Source organism: Bergeyella zoohelcum ATCC 43767 (assembly GCF_000301075.1).
GTDB lineage: Bacteria > Bacteroidota > Bacteroidia > Flavobacteriales > Weeksellaceae > Bergeyella > Bergeyella zoohelcum.
The window spans coordinates 756064-774200 of record NZ_JH932293.1 but is presented as its reverse complement, the minus strand read 5'-3'; the positions used below and the strand labels follow the sequence as shown (position 1 = coordinate 774200).

Annotated in this window: 16 protein-coding genes and 4 tRNA genes; 4 read left to right on the top strand and 16 right to left on the bottom strand. The window is 36.8% G+C overall.

Annotated elements, in window-relative coordinates; translation table 11 throughout:
* Nucleotides 1–73 precede the first annotated feature (73 nt).
* Nucleotides 74–988: a dimethylarginine dimethylaminohydrolase family protein gene (locus HMPREF9699_RS03595; RefSeq protein WP_002662490.1), complete on the bottom strand. Its 915-nt coding sequence runs from the start codon at nt 986–988 to the stop codon at nt 74–76.
* Between the two features lie 111 nt (nt 989–1099).
* Here HMPREF9699_RS03595 and HMPREF9699_RS03590 point away from each other — a divergent pair, with 111 nt between their 5' ends.
* Entirely contained in the window at nt 1100–1528 is a 429-nt protein-coding gene (locus tag HMPREF9699_RS03590; RefSeq protein WP_002662488.1) for a hypothetical protein, read from the top strand.
* Nucleotides 1529–1593: 65 nt separating this feature from the next.
* Here the strand turns inward: HMPREF9699_RS03590 and HMPREF9699_RS03585 are convergent.
* From HMPREF9699_RS03585 to HMPREF9699_RS03540, 10 genes are all read right to left on the bottom strand, one after another.
* A tRNA-Thr gene (locus HMPREF9699_RS03585) sits at nt 1594–1665 on the bottom strand.
* A gap of 46 nt (nt 1666–1711) precedes the next feature.
* Nucleotides 1712–1784, bottom strand: a tRNA-Gly gene (locus tag HMPREF9699_RS03580).
* Between the two features lie 91 nt (nt 1785–1875).
* Nucleotides 1876–1956 (bottom strand) — tRNA-Tyr (locus HMPREF9699_RS03575).
* Nucleotides 1957–1968: 12 nt separating this feature from the next.
* Nucleotides 1969–2042: transfer RNA gene (locus HMPREF9699_RS03570), tRNA-Thr, on the bottom strand.
* Between the two features lie 101 nt (nt 2043–2143).
* Nucleotides 2144–2434, bottom strand: coding sequence for an HPF/RaiA family ribosome-associated protein (locus HMPREF9699_RS03565; RefSeq protein WP_002662486.1), 291 nt, complete (start codon nt 2432–2434; stop codon nt 2144–2146).
* Nucleotides 2435–2462: 28 nt separating this feature from the next.
* A complete protein-coding gene (locus tag HMPREF9699_RS03560; protein ID WP_002662484.1) occupies nt 2463–3329 on the bottom strand; it encodes a tyrosine-type recombinase/integrase in 867 nt (288 codons plus the stop codon).
* Nucleotides 3330–3391: 62 nt separating this feature from the next.
* The gene (rpsU, locus tag HMPREF9699_RS03555; protein WP_002662483.1) at nt 3392–3589 is read right to left on the bottom strand and encodes a 30S ribosomal protein S21; all 198 of its coding nucleotides are present in this window, start codon (nt 3587–3589) and stop codon (nt 3392–3394) included.
* A 127-nt stretch (nt 3590–3716) separates the two neighbouring features.
* On the bottom strand, nt 3717–4487 hold the full coding sequence (locus HMPREF9699_RS03550; RefSeq protein ID WP_002662481.1) for an ABC transporter ATP-binding protein: 771 nt from the start codon (nt 4485–4487) through the stop codon (nt 3717–3719).
* The gene (locus HMPREF9699_RS03545) at nt 4487–5500 is read right to left on the bottom strand and encodes a FecCD family ABC transporter permease (protein ID WP_002662479.1); all 1014 of its coding nucleotides are present in this window, start codon (nt 5498–5500) and stop codon (nt 4487–4489) included. The genes HMPREF9699_RS03550 and HMPREF9699_RS03545 overlap by 1 nt, the downstream gene beginning before the upstream one ends.
* Nucleotides 5497–6546 (bottom strand): ABC transporter substrate-binding protein, encoded by a 1050-nt coding sequence (locus HMPREF9699_RS03540; protein WP_002662477.1) that lies wholly within the window; start codon nt 6544–6546, stop codon nt 5497–5499. The genes HMPREF9699_RS03545 and HMPREF9699_RS03540 overlap by 4 nt, the downstream gene beginning before the upstream one ends.
* 85 nt (nt 6547–6631) lie before the next feature.
* Here HMPREF9699_RS03540 and HMPREF9699_RS03535 point away from each other — a divergent pair, with 85 nt between their 5' ends.
* Nucleotides 6632–8755: a TonB-dependent receptor gene (locus tag HMPREF9699_RS03535; protein ID WP_002662476.1), complete on the top strand. Its 2124-nt coding sequence runs from the start codon at nt 6632–6634 to the stop codon at nt 8753–8755.
* A 197-nt stretch (nt 8756–8952) separates the two neighbouring features.
* Here the strand turns inward: HMPREF9699_RS03535 and HMPREF9699_RS03530 are convergent, their stop codons facing one another.
* Both HMPREF9699_RS03530 and HMPREF9699_RS03525 read right to left on the bottom strand, forming a co-directional pair.
* Nucleotides 8953–9189 carry a hypothetical protein gene (locus HMPREF9699_RS03530; protein WP_002662474.1) on the bottom strand — a complete coding sequence of 79 codons (237 nt, stop codon included), beginning with the start codon at nt 9187–9189 and terminating at the stop codon, nt 8953–8955.
* A 2-nt stretch (nt 9190–9191) separates the two neighbouring features.
* A complete protein-coding gene (locus HMPREF9699_RS03525) occupies nt 9192–11591 on the bottom strand; it encodes a DUF5686 family protein (protein WP_002662472.1) in 2400 nt (799 codons plus the stop codon).
* Nucleotides 11592–11808: 217 nt separating this feature from the next.
* Between HMPREF9699_RS03525 and HMPREF9699_RS11170 the strand changes: the two genes are divergently transcribed.
* On the top strand, nt 11809–12015 hold the full coding sequence (locus HMPREF9699_RS11170; RefSeq protein WP_147292190.1) for a hypothetical protein: 207 nt from the start codon (nt 11809–11811) through the stop codon (nt 12013–12015).
* A 130-nt stretch (nt 12016–12145) separates the two neighbouring features.
* Here the strand turns inward: HMPREF9699_RS11170 and HMPREF9699_RS03515 are convergent, their stop codons facing one another.
* Together HMPREF9699_RS03515 and HMPREF9699_RS03510 are read right to left on the bottom strand one after the other, a co-directional pair.
* On the bottom strand, nt 12146–12973 hold the full coding sequence (locus tag HMPREF9699_RS03515; protein ID WP_002662470.1) for an OmpA family protein: 828 nt from the start codon (nt 12971–12973) through the stop codon (nt 12146–12148).
* Nucleotides 12974–12997: 24 nt separating this feature from the next.
* On the bottom strand, nt 12998–16426 hold the full coding sequence (locus HMPREF9699_RS03510) for a T9SS type B sorting domain-containing protein (protein ID WP_002662468.1): 3429 nt from the start codon (nt 16424–16426) through the stop codon (nt 12998–13000).
* A gap of 215 nt (nt 16427–16641) precedes the next feature.
* On the opposite strand from HMPREF9699_RS03510, the gene HMPREF9699_RS03505 reads away from it, so the two are divergent.
* Nucleotides 16642–17367, top strand: coding sequence for a T9SS type A sorting domain-containing protein (locus tag HMPREF9699_RS03505; protein ID WP_002662467.1), 726 nt, complete (start codon nt 16642–16644; stop codon nt 17365–17367).
* Nucleotides 17368–17467: 100 nt separating this feature from the next.
* On the opposite strand, the gene HMPREF9699_RS03500 is transcribed toward HMPREF9699_RS03505, so the two are convergent.
* Entirely contained in the window at nt 17468–17887 is a 420-nt protein-coding gene (locus HMPREF9699_RS03500; RefSeq protein ID WP_002687044.1) for a nucleoside-diphosphate kinase, read from the bottom strand.
* Between the last annotated feature and the right edge of the window lie 250 nt (nt 17888–18137).

Sequence of the window (18137 nt, the reverse complement as noted above, 5' to 3'; positions counted from 1 at the left end):
GGCATTAAAAAACATAACCACGACAATTCGTCGTGGTTATTATTCTCTGTTTTTATAAAAAATGAATAGTGTGTTATTCCCTCACTAAAGGCATGGTAGAGCAGCGGAGCAGCCCACCCATCTTAGAGATTTCTCTGTAAGGAATTTCTTCCACAGTAAAGCCCCACTCGTCTCTTAAGTGATTATTCATGCGGGTGAAAGCCTTATCAGAAACAATGATTTCTGGCGAAATAGAGAAGATATTCGGGAACATGGCAAACATTTCCTCATTATCTACATGGAAACAGTTTTCTTCTCCAAAGATGTCTAATATCAGTCGGTAATCACTTTCATCTACAAATCCATCTTTATAGATGATGCATTTATCTTTTCCTATAGGGTTAAAAGTGCAGTCTAAGTGGAGAATTCCCTCAAAAGGAACCGTGTCATTTTTTTTCAGCTCGAGGTCAATGATTCTTTTTTTAGGGAAATATTCTTTGAGAATCTCAATGGCATATTCATTGGTTCTCGCAGTTTTGAAATTTCTATAATCCTCACTAAAACAAGTTCCTATGAAAATAAAATCATTCCACACAATGACATCACCACCTTCTACATGAGCAGATTCTGGGAGATTAATGATGTTTCTCCATGGCACTCTTTCGAAAATTTTACTATAAGCCTCTTGTTCATCTGCTCTATCAGGGATGAGATTAGAGAGAATCATTTTATCCTCAATCACGAAGGCTACATCTCTAGAAAAAACCTGATTATAATCTTGTATAACTTCTGGACGAAGCACCTCCACACCATGTTTAAGAAGTACTTCCTTAAACCCCTCCATTTCCGTGATGATATCCTTCTCTATAGGGTAAATACCTTGTGCAATACTGTGATAAGATTTTGCATCATAACTTTCTTCTAGGGTAGGTGTAGCACCGTTAGAAATGGGCTGTCCCAGTACCACTGTTTTCAGCTTACCCGTTTCATTTTGGATATTTAGATTCATAAAATCAATAGTTTTCACAAAGATAATAATATTTTTTTAGGTAAAGAGGGATAATATGCGTAGCAAACAGCTATATTTGTTGGATATTGAATTGAGATAGTTAAATAACCGATGCTTTTAAAAGACTTATTAAAAATAGTATTTTTCATCATTGCTTTTCAGCAGATGATGCATTTCGTTGTTCAGGTGCCTATTTTTCTTTTTCAATCGGTAAATGCAAAAGAAATTGATGAGGAGTTGATTTGGATGGATATCATCATCAAAATGATATTTATAGTGTTGTTATTTTTCAGTGGTTACAGATGGGTAGATTTCTTTTCAAAAAACGAAAAAAACTTTTTTGAGGAAAAGAAATCTAGTGGTCACTTAATGGTAGCAGCACTTTACATTTCCATGTACATGATTATTCTTACAAATATTTTAGGACTAAAAGATATCTTTCATTTTTCTATTTTGGGAATTCATGCTTATATTCCTCTTATCAAAATAATTTTATCCATTTCTATTTTGGCAGTAGTTCAAAGGAAGAAGATAAGGTAGGAGGTATAATTTTGGTATTTATCAAAACAAAAAGCTACCCTTTTCGGTAGCTTTTCATTTTCTAGAGCCATTATCGGGATTTGAACCCGAGACCTCTTCCTTACCAAGGAAGCGCTCTGCCCCTGAGCTATAACGGCGAGTGAAAAAAAAATCACAAGCCTTAAGTTGGTTGTGATTTTCTAGAGCGGAAGACGGGGGTCGAACCCGCGACATTCAGCTTGGAAGGCTGACGCTCTACCAACTGAGCTACTTCCGCATTTTTTATTGTTGGTAATTTTGTGGTGCAAAGATAATACTTTTTTTTAAACCCACAAATATTTTTTTATTTTTTTTCTAAAAATAAAAAGTGGGGAGAGCAGGATTCGAACCTACGAAGCCGAAGCAACTGAGTTACAGTCAGTCCCATTTGACCGCTCTGGAATCTCCCCATTCTTATTTTGAGCCTCCAGAGGGATTCGAACCCACGACCCCGAGATTACAAATCACGTGCTCTGGCCAACTGAGCTATGGAGGCAAAAAATTTTAAAGACCTTCTTAGTTCCTTTTTGCGAGTGCAAATATAGAATCAATTTTTAAATCTTCCAAATTTTTTTTAATTTTTTTTTGATTTTTTTTCTATCTCGTTTCTTTATGCTTGATTAATAGCTTTTTAGAAATATCCACACAAGCATCAATACTTTCTTCAAATGATGCCGTAGTTTTCTTTACAAGGATATCATCCCCAGGAATCACCACTCTAAGCTCTGCGGTTTTGTTTTCTTTATCGCTAGAGTTCTCTACTTTTAGAGTAAGATGACATTCTAATATCTTATCGTAAAAAGTGTCCAGTTTTGAAATTTTCTTTTCTAAATGCTCTTCTAGTGGTGCATGCGGAGTCATACCGATGGCTTGTACTTGAATTTTCATAACAAAAAATTTAAAAAATGATTAATTATTATTCTTTCTCTCCACGAGGATGGGTTCTTTTTAAAACCGTTTTGAGTAGTTCTATATTTGCATGGGTATAGACCTGCGTACTTGCCAGAGAACTATGTCCTAAAAGTGTTTTTACTTTAGATATTTCAGCACCATTATTAAGCAAGTGGGTGGCAAAGCTATGCCTCAAAATATGTGGACTTCTCTTCTCCTTGTGAGAGACAATACTAAGGTAGGATTTTACTTTTGTGTAGACAAATTTTTCCGTGATTTTTTTTCCTTTTTTTGAAAGAAAAAAATAAGGTAATTCAGAAACTGGACGAAGATGCGTGAGGTAATGGGATAAGATTTTTTCTAAATCAGCTCCTATAGGGATGAGTCTTTGTTTTTTACCTTTTCCCTCTACTTTGATAAGCTGTGCATTAAAATCCACATTCTGGAGTTCTAAGTGGCACAGTTCAGCTCTTCTCATCCCTGTTTGGTAAAGCGTTTCTACTAATATATGAGCCAATTCATCTTTTTGTTCTATCTCCGTGAGTCTTTGCATTTCTTCTTCAGAAAAGGGCATTTGCTTCTTAGGATGTTCTTTGAGAATTTTTATGGTCTCTGTAGGCGGATGTACTATCTCTCCTATTCTCTGTAGAAAAAGATAAAAACTTCTAAGACTAGAGATTTTCCTATTCATACTCCTTTTAGCCAATCCTTTCTGTGCCAAAGCCATAATGAATTGTCTTACGGCATTTTTATCTGCATGAACAATGTCTTTTTTTTTCAAAGTATTTTCATAGAATGCCTGAAAATCAAGCAAATCTCGTTCATAACTTTTTGCAGTGTTTGGAGAGTATTTTTTTTCTGAAAGCAAATGATCTAGAAAACGGTCTATCATAATAATAAAAAACTTCCCAAATATATTAATTTGGGAAGTAAGTTTTTGATAAAAATGATTTTTTATGCTTGCTCTTCTTTGCTAGCTTCTCTTTGTTTGTGAGCTGCTTTTAATTTCGCTTGTCTCAAAGTTACAGAAGGTTTAACGAACTGTTGTCTTGCTCTAAGCTGACGAACAACTCCTGTTTTATCGAATTTTCTTTTGTATCTTTTAAGCGCTCTGTCGATAGACTCTCCGTCTTTTACTGGAATTATTAACATATTTTACATCTCATTTTACGAGTGCAAATATAATACATTTATTTTATTTACAAAAATTTAATTCTTAATATATTCGTGATATGCTTCACTGTTGGTTCCACCATGTTATTTTTACACTGAATATTATTTATTTTTTCCGTGGAATAACCACCCTTTCGTTTTCTAATTGTATGGTAGTAAAATCTAGAGAAAACACCTTTTTCAATAATTCTTGTTGGGTCTCAGCGTGCATAGGCATGGGCTGAATATTTTTTTCATGCAAAACGAAAACCTCATCTGCATAACGAAGTGCCAAAGCAGGATCATGCATAATGGCCAAAATGGTATATCCTTCCTCTGTGAGCGTATGCAAGTATGCCATCAGTTCATGCTGCTGATGAATATCCAAATGATTGGTAGGCTCATCTAACAAAATAATTTTAGGATTTTGTACCAGTATCCTCCCTATCAATACCCGCTGTTGCTGTCCGCCACTGAGTGCATTAAAATTAACATTAAGCAAGGAATGGATTCCTAATTGTTTCGCCACTTTTTCTATTCGGTCTTCGTCCTTGGAAGTGAGTGAAAATGTAGAAAATGCAGAACGACCTGTTTCTAAAATTTCTTTGACCGAAAACGGAAATACTGGCTCAAATGATTGAGATAAAAAGCCAATAGTAGCCGCTTTTTCTTTGGCAGAAAACCGCTTCGCTGATGTTCCAAAAAAATAAACTTCGCCCCCAAAATCTTTTTGTAAACCTGCAATAATTCTAAAAAGTGTAGATTTACCACTTCCGTTTAACCCCAAAAGAGCTGAAAATTTTGACGGTTTAAAACACACGGATAATCCATCAAAAATAGGAGACAATTTCGGGTAAGAAAAATGAATGTTTCGTATTTCTATCGCCTTATTTTCCATCACTGCCAGTTGAGTTTATTGGTTTTCATTAAATATACGAAGTATGCCCCACCTATGAGCATAGTAAACACCCCTACAGGAATCTCAAAAGCGAAAAGAGAACGAGAAAAGTCATCAATTAACACTAAAAAAGTGCCCCCTAAAAGCATACTTTGGGGAATCAATCGGACATGATTCGCTCCAGATAACATTCGGATAATATGCGGCAAAAAGAGTCCATACATGCTAATGATACCTGCAGAAGCTACGGAACTTGCCGTCATGAGCGTAGCGGCAGATACCAAAACTATTTTTTCTAACGCAGGATTTACCCCCACCGCTTTAGCGGCTTCATCTCCCAAAGAAATTAAATTCAATCGCCAACGGAAAATATAAATCACAATGAGTGAAATGAGAATAGGAAAAAACACCTGCTTGATTTCTTCCCAAGTAGCAGAATTAAGTTTACCTAAAGTCCATTGTACTATAGCAGAAAGTTTAAAAGGATTAGAAATGTACTGAACGACACTTAATAACGCTGTAAAAATCCCAGAAACCACCATCCCAGAAAGCACAATAGAAACGATGGAGTAAGTCCCCTTATTGGCAGCGATGAAATAGGTAATCGCGACCGAAATAAACCCGAAAATAAAGGCCGAGAGTGCTATGGGTAAAAACTCTGTTACCATTGCCAAAGAGGCTCCAAAAGCAGCCGCAGAGGAAATTCCTAAAAGATAAGAATCTACCAAAGGATTCCTAAGCACCCCTTGCAAAACCACACCCGAGGTAGAAAGTGCCGCACCGATCAGAAAAGTAAGCAATACCCTAGGCAAACGAATATTAAGGATAATATTGGTATCCGCTTCCCATCTTAAAAGTTCTTCTGCAGAGAGGGTTCCCTGAATAAATTTCCAGAAAAGCGTAGAGTACTCCACAAAAGAAGCGTGTTCACTAGCACCCACAAATAAGGAGGCCAATAGGACAGGCACGGGCAGTATATAGAAAATTAAGAGATTAAATACAGATTTTGTCATGATTTTCTAAACTGCTGAAACAGGGCATTTCCTGTTTTCTCTCCATACAAAAACACCAAATATTCTTTGGACTTCTGAAGCAAAATTTCTTCAGAATGCATCTGATATGCCCAGCTTTGCATATAGAGTGTAGTAAGCAAGGCCTTTAAAGTGTGGGGATTAAAATAGTGCATAGGCATCAGGGTATAAATTTGCTTATGTTTAATAGCATTTACCCCAGAGAGCTGAGGATTTTGATAAAAAAGCGAAGGACTATCATTCCACATAAAAATCACATCAGGATTCCATGAAGCCAAAGTTTCGGGATTGATATTCGCCTGATCCATCTGGGAGGTACATACATTTTTCACTCCCGCGAAGACCAAGCACTCATTCATCATGCTGGTTTGTCCTGTAGTGGTATATATTCTTCCATTTGCCCAAGAAAAATACGCACTTTTAGGCGTTACATCTTTTACCGCTTGTGCCATCATTTCAAATTCTTTCTTAGCAAAAGAAAGTAATGCCTCTCCTCTTTCTTTAGCATCTAAAAGCAATGCCAAATCTTTTATTTCTTTTTCTATATCTTGATAAGTTTCTGATTTCCCCATATATACCGCAATCCCCATCTCTTTCAGGCTGGAAATTACATTAGGAGAAAGCTGATAGGCAATGACCAAATCAGGATTCATGGCTACGAGGCTCTCCAAGTTCGCTGATTCCATATCTCCAGGAGTCGCTATTTTTTTCTCCGCAATACGAGTATCCATCAAGGCGTATGCCTTGTGATTATCGGCATCGGTATAGATTTTAGAAGGAATCCCTACCAGTGTTTCTTGTTTTTGAAGCATATAAACCGTTTCCAATAAAGGTTCATACAATACCACAATGCGTTGGGCAGGTTTTTCTATCCTCACGGTATTTCCTTGTGTATCCGTAGTACTGAGTTTTCCATTTTGATTTTCCGTTTTGGCACAAGAAACCATCATGCTCAAAATGAATAATAAAAACAAGAAAAAAGTAACACGATTTTTATTTAAAGTAACAAAACTATTTGGTAAAGTCATTATTTTAAGTAATTTTGCAAAATTAACGGATACAAATATACTTATTTTTGTTACGCAAAAGCAGGATTTGATATAAAAAATTATTATGAGAAAGATAAGCATTACAGCGTGTTTTATTTCCGCTTTTTACTTTGGACAAGCACAGCCCGAAATTGCTAAAGATAGTGTAAAATCAGTAGGGGAAGTACTCATCAACACTGAAAAGAAAATCCATGTGAATTATCTAAACATTAAGGGATTAGAAGCTCCTATGAGCATCAATGTTTTAGATAATAAGATTTTAGAAGAAATGAATATCACCAAAGTAGAAGATGCAGTAAGAAATATCCCTGGCATTCACTCCGTAAACCAATATGGTGCATTTCAGTTTTTTAATATCAGAGGGTTTGATGACTTCGTGGTACTGAATGACGGTATCCGTGATGAAAGACATACCATTACCCAAAGTGCACCAATTACCAATCTTGCCAGCGTAGAAAGAATAGAATCTCTTAAAGGGCCGAGTGGTGAAATGTTCGGTCATTCTGCATTAGGAGGCATCATTAACATCGTAAGAAAAAAGCCTACCGAAAAGTTTACAGGGAATGGTGCCGTAACTATAGGAAGCTACAATACTCAAAATTACACCCTAGGATTAGGAGGTGCTATTATTCCTAATAAATTAAGATTCAGATTAGACTCTGGCATCCACAAAACCGATGGATGGAGAAACATCAGTGAAAAGACAAGAAATGTAGCTGCTACACTTCAATATTTTATCAATAACCATACAGAATTAGAGCTTTTCGCTCAGCATAATAATGATTATTTCCAAGGAGACGCAGGGGTACCTTTGGATAATTTCGGTAATGTTATCAAAGGGCTAGACTATACCCAAAGCTATAGCAATCCTCATGATTATACTAAAAACAAAAGAACAGAGCTTAAACTGAAATTTACCCATAAATTAAATAACGGCTCTCGCCTTACCAATACGCTCTCTCATTATGATGATAGCATAGATTACATGCTAGATGAGGTACTCTTCTATAATCCTAACACCAAAGCGATAAACTTGTATAATGGTGCCTACCACTTTAACCATCTTACCAAACCTACCAGCAATCAGCTAGATTATCATTTCAGCTTTAACACTGGAGGCATCAAGCACCATGCTATGGCAGGAAACACCATTTCCTATTTGGATAGAAAAACGCTTTACAAAAACATCATCTATGATGGGGCTGTAGAAAGCACCTATCCTCACTTTAGCAATAGAAGACCTGGCGAACTCTCCAAGATATATGAAATAAAGGAACTCCTCATTGGGACTTATTTCCATAACTGGATTCAGTTCACCGATAATTTCAAAACACTCATAGGGTTGAGATATGATTCTTTTGATGGCACTTACCACCCAAGAAGAGCTGTAGATGAAGCTGTTACCACAAATCGTGATAAGTTTCATAACTTCTCTTTCCGTTTAGGGCTTTCTTATCAGCCTTTACAGGATTTCATGACCATCTATGGTTCAGCCTCCAATTTCTTTAAGCCAACCCGCTCTCATAACCATAGAACCAATAACGCTTTCTTGCCACAAAGAGGGTTCCAAACTGAAGTGGGAGTGAAATTTCATAAGAAAAATCTTTATAACATCACTGCTTCTGGATTTTATATAGAGAAGAGTAATGTCATCGTAGGGCATAATATCCTTTCTCAAGTGGGCGGAGCAAACTCTAAAGGATTCGAGCTAGATGCAGATTTTACCATCAGAAAAAATCTATACCTCAAATTAGGGTACGCATTTACCGATGCCCGATTTATCTCTAAAGGACAATCTGACGAAGATAAAAAAATCGTTGGCAATAAAACCCCATGGACTCCTCTACATACCGCAAACTCTTGGATTAATTACGAGTTCGACCACGCTCTTAAAGGGCTAGGTATAGGTGCAGGTGTTTATTTTGTAGATAAAGCATATCAAAACCAATTTAACAACCAATATCTTCCTGCCTATACTTTGGCCAATGGTACCATTTACTATAAAACGAAAAACAATATCCGCTTAGGATTTAACATTGAAAATATTTTTAATCAATTGTATTTCCGAAGTGCATTGTCTAGCAATGACCTCTATTCTGAGCCTCAGCATCAGGCATACCAATCTCTTATGCAAGGATATCCAGGAAGGGGAAGAAACTTTAGCATTACACTAAGCTATCAATACTAATAACCTTAATAATAAATTGTTCACCAAACCTATTTCTATTCAAAGTTCTATTTTATTTTAATTTGGTGTAAAAAGAGGCTGTCCAATGGTTACGGACAGCCTTTTTTATGCCATTTGTATTTTGAATCTACTATAATGCTTTGGCTTTGTAGGAATCAATAGTTAGTAAGTAGTAAACCTCTAATTTCTCATTATAACTAATTACTCTCTTCTATTTTCTTTGCATATTCTTCAGAGAAGACCACCTGGTCTTTCTGGAGTTGCTCTAATGTTTTGGGCAATGTATAATGAAAAAGCACCTCCGCTTGGTCATTTAAAAAAACGAGTTCTTTCTCTTCTCCATCTATCATTTCAGCAAAAACAGACCACATAGAAGTATCGTGGAGTTTTAGTAGTTCAAAAAATTTCGTTGCTTGAATTTGTACTGTTTTCATAATTAAAATCCTAATAATCTAAATTTAAACTGAAAGCCTATGTTTTCTGAAAAAACAGGCGTACTATAATGCCCTACCCGATAGAAAATCCCTAGATTAAACCAACTGGATAGGAAGTTATTCCACTCTACCCCCACTTCTTGGTAGAGCTTATCCAAAGGCTGAAACTCCGTAGCATGATGATGAGCGTTTTCCATTTTCCCAATGATACTCCTATGAACCAGACTGAAACTAGAAGTATTCTGCCCTATACTTTTAAAATGCCACGGCAAAGTATGCATAAAATACATTCCTACAAAAGAATCATTATAATACTTTGTACTGGGCATGGTAACAAATCCGAGGTAAGAAAATAATGCAAAATTCACCCCCGAACCAGAAGAAAGTCCATTGGCACTGTAATTTCTCCAGAGGGGAGCATCTCCGAAAACCATTCCGCCATAAAGACGAACCCCTGTAGTTCCCCATTTATTCTCATAAACATGATTCACAAGAAAATCAGCTTTACTATAATCCCATTGCCCTCCTAAGGCATTCCAAGATTTCTCATAATTGAGATATACCTCTGGATACCTCTTCTCTACCGTAAATTTACCTCTGGGGGTTTTTACATATTTAAACAGCGGTGTATATTTTAAAGTGGCAGTGGTGGTAAAAAACTTAAAATCATTGCCTCCTCCATTATAGCTGTACGGCACTACCAATGACTCTCTATTTTTGGAAGCTGAAATTTCCAGTCCCAAAGCATTAGATACATCATACTGATAGCTCATTTTGAAAGATTTGTAATTCACATAATGCCGATTATTCATTGCGATATTTGCATTACTCATCACCATAATACCATCCCATAATCTTTCGCTAAAACGCCCTGCACTCACTTTGTCATTCACATATTCCACTCGGAGTTTAGAAATCCTATTTTTGCTAAAGGAATAATCTACTCCTAGCCCATATTTTAGAACCTCATCTTTCAGTCCGTACGCCACATAGGCATCAGGAGAAAAATTCGGGTGAAATGTTTCATTAAGTTTAGCACCTGCCCCTACTCTAAAGCCTTCGTGATTATTAAAGCTAAGGAATTTCAGTACATTCCAGTCTATTTTTTTCGTTCGTAGATTTCCATCTAATAAACCAGCTGCCCCATTTATTTTTCTCTCTAAATCATAGGTAGCACTCAGTTCTGAAAGCACGGTATAAGAATGCTCTTCTCTTGGATTGAGAGGAGTACTGCGGTACTTTGCCATAGGTTCTTGAGGGTCTTTGTTTTGATAAAAATATCCCCGATACTCCTTTTTATCCACCTGTGCAGAAGGTTCAAAATCAAAATACTTAGCAGTAACAAAACCATAAAGTTTAAATTTCTTTAGCTTCTGCTTATCATTATCCTCAGGCTTTATTTTCACGCTATAGAGTTTGGTTTTTAGATTTTCACTTTCTAAAAACCATTTGCCATTCTGCAATGTCCAGATGCTGGTGAGCTTGTACTCCCCAGGCTGTTTTCCATTACTTTCTATTTTTTTGATTCCAAAAGTTTCTGCATCTATATAGAGATATCCGTTAAATAATCTCTTCTGTATGGCTCTTCTGTAAGTTACTTCCCGAAAGTGGATCACCCAGTTTTTCCTACCCTCTATTTCTACAGAATCTGTAAGGAAATAGCGGTATATATTTCGGTTTTTGGGGTCTATCTCTTTAGGCATTTTTTCATCTCTATTGGTATGGAGCATGAGCAATTCATTTAAAGGTTCCTTAAGCCCCGCCATCTCATTACTCAGAATTTTCTTTCGCTCTCCTTTTTTCTGAGAGTAAAGATGCTCCATGGTTCTTTCCCAAAGAAACAATTGACTATTGGCGAAGACTTTCTTTATGGTAAGTACAGTATCAGGCTGTTGCTTTTTTCTCACCCATTTTATTTTGTCAAAATTCCCTAGTGCTTCCCTAAGAGACTGATTATAGGAAGAAATACTATCCGGATTAATATCTACCGCAAGTTTTTCATAAGACTTATACCGATATGAAGACAAAGATTTAGGAGAGTTCTGTTCAAACTTTCGGTGCACTTCATCCAAAATTTTCAGTGCTGCTTTATCACTTTGTGCATCTAGTTTTCTCTTCCCTATTTCCTGTTCCTCTTCTGGGAAAAGACTTTTCTGCATAAATTTATCCACCACTGCTTTTTCGGTGCGGTAGCCTTTTTTCTTAATCAGCACTTCTGTACATTTCGTGGTAAAAGACAGTACTCCTTGGGCATTGGTCTTACCGATGAGCTGATGATTACAGTACACTTCTGCCCCTTCCATCACCGTACGAATATCACTATCATAAACCGTTACTTTAGACTGCCCCCAAAGGATAAAACTCCAAGAAAAAAATACAATATATAGTAAACGATGCTTCACTGTAATAATATTTTAAAACCCCACAAAATTACCATTATTTGCTCCAACGGCATAATTTTCCCGTTACATAATCCTTTTATTTTGATATGTAATTCTCACTCTATTAATGAACTCGTCTTGATTTTTTATTTAGTTTCAATTTCCTGAAGTTTATATAATTTCAAAGCACTTTGCCAAAATCCCTCAAAGAATATGGGCAAACTTTAAACAAAGTGGATTGCCCAATTATTCATCTAGGACAAACCTTACACAAGATAGGTTTTTAAATAATTCATCTGGTGCAAACTCTGCACAAGGTGGGGCAAACCTTACACAAGGTGGTGCAAACTCTGCACAAGATAGATTTTTAAATAATTCATCTGGTGCAAAGCATGCACCAGATGGTGTTCCCAAAACACAAGATGTTTTATTGAGAAAAATATAATATTTTAGACCCAAAACAAGTAAAAACATAAAATCACACCCATAAAATCTTTCTACAAAATCTGATGAGACAATAAAAAACTCTTTTGCTTACGCAAAAGAGTCTTAATGTTATTGATTTAGATTAAATACTATTTTTTCACTGGAGCGATGTCCATCAGCTTCATGAATTCATCTAATTTTGGCATAATGATGATTTCCGTTCTTCTATTCTCAGCTCTTCCAGACACGCTCATATTGGTAGATTTAGGGTTGTATTCACTTCTTCCGCCTGCGGTAATCCTTGCAGGCTCTACCCCGAATTCGTTTTGTAAAATTTTTGCCACAGAAGTAGCTCTCAGGGCAGATAAATCCCAATTGTCTTTCGGTAAATTCATAGAGTTCAGCGGTGCATTATCTGTATTTCCTTCTATGAGTACCGAGTATTTATCATAGTCATTAATCACTTTTGCTACTTTCCCTAGCACTTCATGTGCCGCAGGAAGCACCTGATAATCTCCTGTTTTATAAAGCATCTTATCAGATAGTGAAATCATCACTACCCCCTTCAGTACTTTCACTTGTACATCTTGATCAGCTACATTATCCAGTGATCTTTTCAGCTTATTAGAAAGGGCTAGATTGAGGCTATCATTCTTCGCATTGGTAGATATCAGCTGCTTAATGTACGCATTAGAAGCATTAATCTCTCCTACGAGTTTATCAATATTCACAGAGCTTTTCCCTTGGTTAGACAAACAAGCATCCAAAGAAGATTTAAGGGCATCATGCTGACTTTTTAGGAGGTTATTTTCACTAGATAATGCCGTGTTAGTGGATTTTAAACTCTGTATCTCCCTTTGTCTTTCTGCCAAATTCTCAATGGCTTGATTGTAATTCCCTTGGAGGGCATCAAATTGTTTCCTGCTCACACATGAAGTAAGCATCAGTGCAAAAGCACATGTAAGAAATAGTCTCATTGTCTTAAAATTTTTAATTAATAATTATTTGTTTCTTTCTTCTAATACATCTCCCAATACATTCTTCACTAAAAGCCAACTAGAAAACTTGATTCTTCTCGGTATCAGTCTATTGGTTTCTGTCCATTCTAGTATATACCAGTAGGTATCTGTGTGTACATGCCTATTGAGAGCCATCTTCCCGTTCCATGTAAATCGGTTCGCGGATGTTCCCTCAAAAACCTGTGCACCATATCGGTCAAAAATTTTGAATACAGGGTTTTCCTTTTTTAGAATTTCTGAGTAATTAATTTCATCATTCTTTCCATCATAATTTGGAGAGATGGCATTAATGAGATTAATGATTTCAAACTCTGCCTCTACTATGCCACATCCACTTTCATCTTTCACATAGACTGTATAAATCCCCCGAGGGACATTGGTAAATACATTAGAATCTTGCCATAGCACTCCATTTAATGAGTACTGATACGGAGGTGTTCCTCCTTCTACATGGATGGTTACCGTCTTTTCATTAATATCAATACCCGTAATCACTGGCTGAGGAATGGCAGAAACGGTTACCGTCTGCGTTACCGAACACCCTCTATGCGTAAGCGTTACGGTATAAGTACCTACGCCCACAGTAATAGAATTGGTGGTAGCACCAGTACTCCAAAGTACAGCATCAAACCCTTCTCCTACATCTAATACCGTAGTTTGATTGGCACAAATCTCTACATCCTGAAGATTTGCCGAAAATTTCGCTGCCTGAACAGCTATCGTAATCGTTCCTACACTTGGGCAAAAACCATCACTACTAAACCGAACAAAAAAAGTATCTATGCCGTTTACAGTTACAGGATTAGATATTGGGTTCACATTATTCATCGCATCGTCTAAATCTGTGAAATAAGTAGCAGTAACTCCCGCCTGATTGGTAAATGAGGATATATACGCATCTAAATTCACCTCCTTAATACCATCTTCATTATCATCACACACCGTCTTATTAACAAAAATAGACTGTAATGGCACACTCTGAGGTACATTCAGCACCACAGGTTTTATGACTGGCGGACACCCATTCTGTGCATCTACACGAATATAAATAGTAGTAGTGATAGCAAAAATAAATGGATTAGGGAGTGTATTATTATTTCCGGCATTCGCATCTGCCAAATTCGCATAATAACGAACTTGATAATTAGCAGGATTAGTAACAATTTGATTCGTCAAAGTACCTAAATCCAATAACACTGCCCCACCGATGGTGGCACTACAGTATGAGCCATTATAATCCTGAACTATAGGTCCGGGTACTATTTGAAGCTGAATTTCTGCAATTTCTTTACATCCAAAAACATTTTTCACCACTACAAAAACCGAAGTAGGATTAGTAATAACATACGCCATAGGATTAGCAATACGTGTAGCAGGATTTTCATTCTGGGCATCAATAAGCGTAGGATAATAGTCATAAGTAACCCCCGTAGCAGCAGTTACCACTGCTGTGGTAAGGTCATAAGTGGCTTGTCCGTTTACTAAACAAGAAGTGAGCGTTTGATTTTGAGTAGAAAAATTCTGAAGCCGAATGGTTACCGTTACCGTTTCGCATTCTGGAAAATCTGGATGGTTCCCACAGAAAGAATAGGTAAAAGTATCCGTACCTCCAATGGCATTGGCATTAGCAGTATAGGTAATTTCTCCCGTTGCAGGCTGGATGCTCACCGTTCCCCTAGTAGGTGGTACCGTAACCGCCACTGAATTGATATTTAATGCCTGAGGAATACTCGCCGAGGACAAGACAGGTACAATGGTTGCCTCTTTACACACATCTAACACCGAGGTACTATTCACCATACACTTCTCTATTTTCACTACATCAGAAACCTTAGGTTCACAAGTACCATTGGTTACTTCCACAGAATAATATCCTGGTACGGTAGGCGTATAAGTAATTTGATTCGCTCCAGGAATAGGATTTCCGTTTAATAGCCACTGATAGCCATCATAAGGCCCTGAAACTACAGAAATAGAGGCATTAGGAAAACAAGTGCCTGTTACTGCTATTCTCGGCTGGGTATTAAATCCCGCAAAATAACCTCCGTACCCCACTGCATCACTTCCAGCAATGATTCCCGCAGTAACCGCTTTAGTGGAATTTACCACAATATTCCCTGTAACATTCGGTACGGAATAGGTTACCCAGTTAGGATTTCCTACCATGGGATAGGGACCTGAGTTAGCGGGTAACGCTGCACCGTTGAGCTGCACCACCGCCCCTGTTTCGGTAACGATATTGAGCCTTGTAGGGACATTCAGCAGTCCCGCAGGGTTATTATTGGTAACTATTTCATTTTCTTGAATTATTCCTACCTCATCTATCGCCTTAGGAAGATAACAACTGAGTGCGGGGATAAAATTAAATCCCCCAGTAGCCGCAGAGAGTAAAGACGCCGTAGAACCTGAAAGCAACTGATACACATATACATTCTGGGTGGTGCTGATATAGAGATTATGATGTCCATTCGCATGAGGAATGTATTTATTTTCAGGGATAAGGAAAAACTCACCTTCATTCAGTGTAGCAATAGGGGTTACTTCATCATTGACAAAAACCTGTGTTCCATCTACAGTAGCAATGATGATAGGCGTTTCCATATTAGAACCTATCGTTCCATTTCCTTTTACTACCGCAAATGTTTTACCCAAATGCTCAGTAGGCACACTTTGATCCATAAGAATATCAGAGCTATTGGTATCCGTAGCGTACTGCCCATTAAAATTACCATTGGTTACCGCCACGGGCTTATCTGAAATAATCTTGGCTCCGATGATTCCATTTTGATTTTGGGCAAACATACCATTTCCTTCGATGATATAAGACTGCCCTTTTTGTAGCGTAAAAGTAAGCGTAGGCGTATTGGCACCCGTATTTCCATTAGAGAAAAGAACATCACGGCTGTAGCCCGAAACGGTTACTTGGGTATTATTTTCCGTGGCCATCACCGATGCCATAAAATTAAAAAGATTATGCCTCGCCACGATAGGTGCCATGGCAGCATAAAAATGAGTTCCTAAACCACTTTTCCCTTTTGAGGTCAAAATTTCTGCGTGATTATAGGTACTGAATCGCAGATTTGCAAAAAACGGATACGCTCCCCTCACTTCTAATCCCATACTAACAGGAGTGAAAAGCTGTGCATTATCTCGGGTAATAATATACTGACGAGGAATGGTAAACTTCTGAGGATTTCCTTTACTGATGGTTACCGTACCTATCTGCACATTATTATGGTAAATGGTTACAGGAAAAGGAATGGTTCTATTGGTAGAAAAATAAAGATTTTGCCTATCCGAAGCAGAACCAGACCTCTGAAACATGGGAGCAAACCAATGTTCCGTGTCTAATTGTGCAAAACCAAACTGAAAACAAAAGAACACTAACAGAAAAGAATATATTTTTCTCATACCATAATCATCTTGAAGTGGTAAAATTAAGAAAGAAAAATGGAAAAATCATGAATAATAACATATAAAGGAAATTATACATAATATATATGAAAAAATCAAAATTACTAAAAACACCCATCCCAAACATTACGATTTTATTATTAAATTTCACATTAATTTAATTAAAATTATAAAATATTTTACTATATTAGCCAAATAAAAAATATTTCAATATGAAAAACATTATTTACTCTTTAATGGCTGTTTTCATGTCCCTAAGCATGAAAGCTCAGCTGACCGACCTGACCACAGGAGTTTGGAGTTTAGAGAAAGTAGTTATCAATAACACTGATTACCCTTTTCCAAACACAAATTCACTGATTACCGCGACGGCAAGTTTTCATAACAACGGCTTCTCTACCTCTATGTGTAATATTTTTAACGCTGATGCAGGATATTCCTCTTCATCTATCTCTATCACTGGTGCTGGATTGACCTTAGGAAGCTGCCCAACGACAAACAACGATGAATACAATCAGTTTGAGAATTATTATTTCGGAACATTTTGGGGAGGAACTGCGGCTACCGGCTTTTATCAAAACCATACTTATTCCATTACCTCCATTGGGCAACAGCTTCAGCTTACCATTACCAATCCCAATGGCGACCAAGCGATTTACTGGAGAGCTGCACTTTCTACTACAGAAAATGAAGTCATAAAAGACAATGTAAGCATCTCCCCTAATCCTTTTAAAGATTTTATACAGATTAATTCTGATGATACCATATCAGATTTCAAAATCTCTATGTACGATATGCAAGGAAAACAAGTCTTTAACCAAGTTTTCAGAAAAGAAAAATCAGTAAAAATTCATCTTCCTGATTTAGAAAAAGGCGTATATCTATTTCATATGAAATCCAAAGACCACCAGATTTCAAGAAAAGTGATAAAGAAATAACCATAAAAAAAGCGACTCTTTTTTAGGAGTCGCTTTTTAAATGAATTATATTTATAATTCTTTGAATGAATGAAAAAGAGTTAAACTCTCTCTTCATTTTTTAGAAAATCTCTCTTCCAGAGAAGTGAAAAGCAGCTTCTATCTGTGCATTTTCATCAGAATCAGAACCATGAACCGCATTTTCCCCTACACTTCTTGCAAACATTTTTCTGATAGTTCCCTCTGCAGCTTCTGCGGGATTAGTTGCTCCAATGAGTGTTCTAAAATCCTCTACTGCATTGTCTTTCTCTAATACCGCCGCTACGATAGGCCCCGAACTCATGAAATCCACCAATTCTCCATAGAAAGGTCTTTCGCTGTGTACTTCATAGAATTTCTGTGCATCTGCTTTGGTAAGCTGAGTAAGTTTTAGAGCTTTAATTTTAAAACCCGCCTCTGTAATTTTTCCTAAAATCGCCCCGATGTGTCCATCTGCTACAGCATCTGGCTTAATCATTGTAAATGTTATATTTCCTTTCATAATCAAAATTAAGGGTGCAAAAATACGAAAGTTTCCTTAGAGATAAAGGAATTATTTTAAAAAACAGTAAAAAATCTATCAATAAATATTTTTTGGCATGGCATTTGTTACTTTAAAAGTGATTCTCATGTTTAATTTGAGTTTTCATGGTTATTAGTTTTTACCTCTTGTAGCAATACAAGAGGTTTTTTATTTTTTAACTCCTAGTACAAGTAAAGCTACTTTGTTATTTTGTTTTTCTTAAATTTTC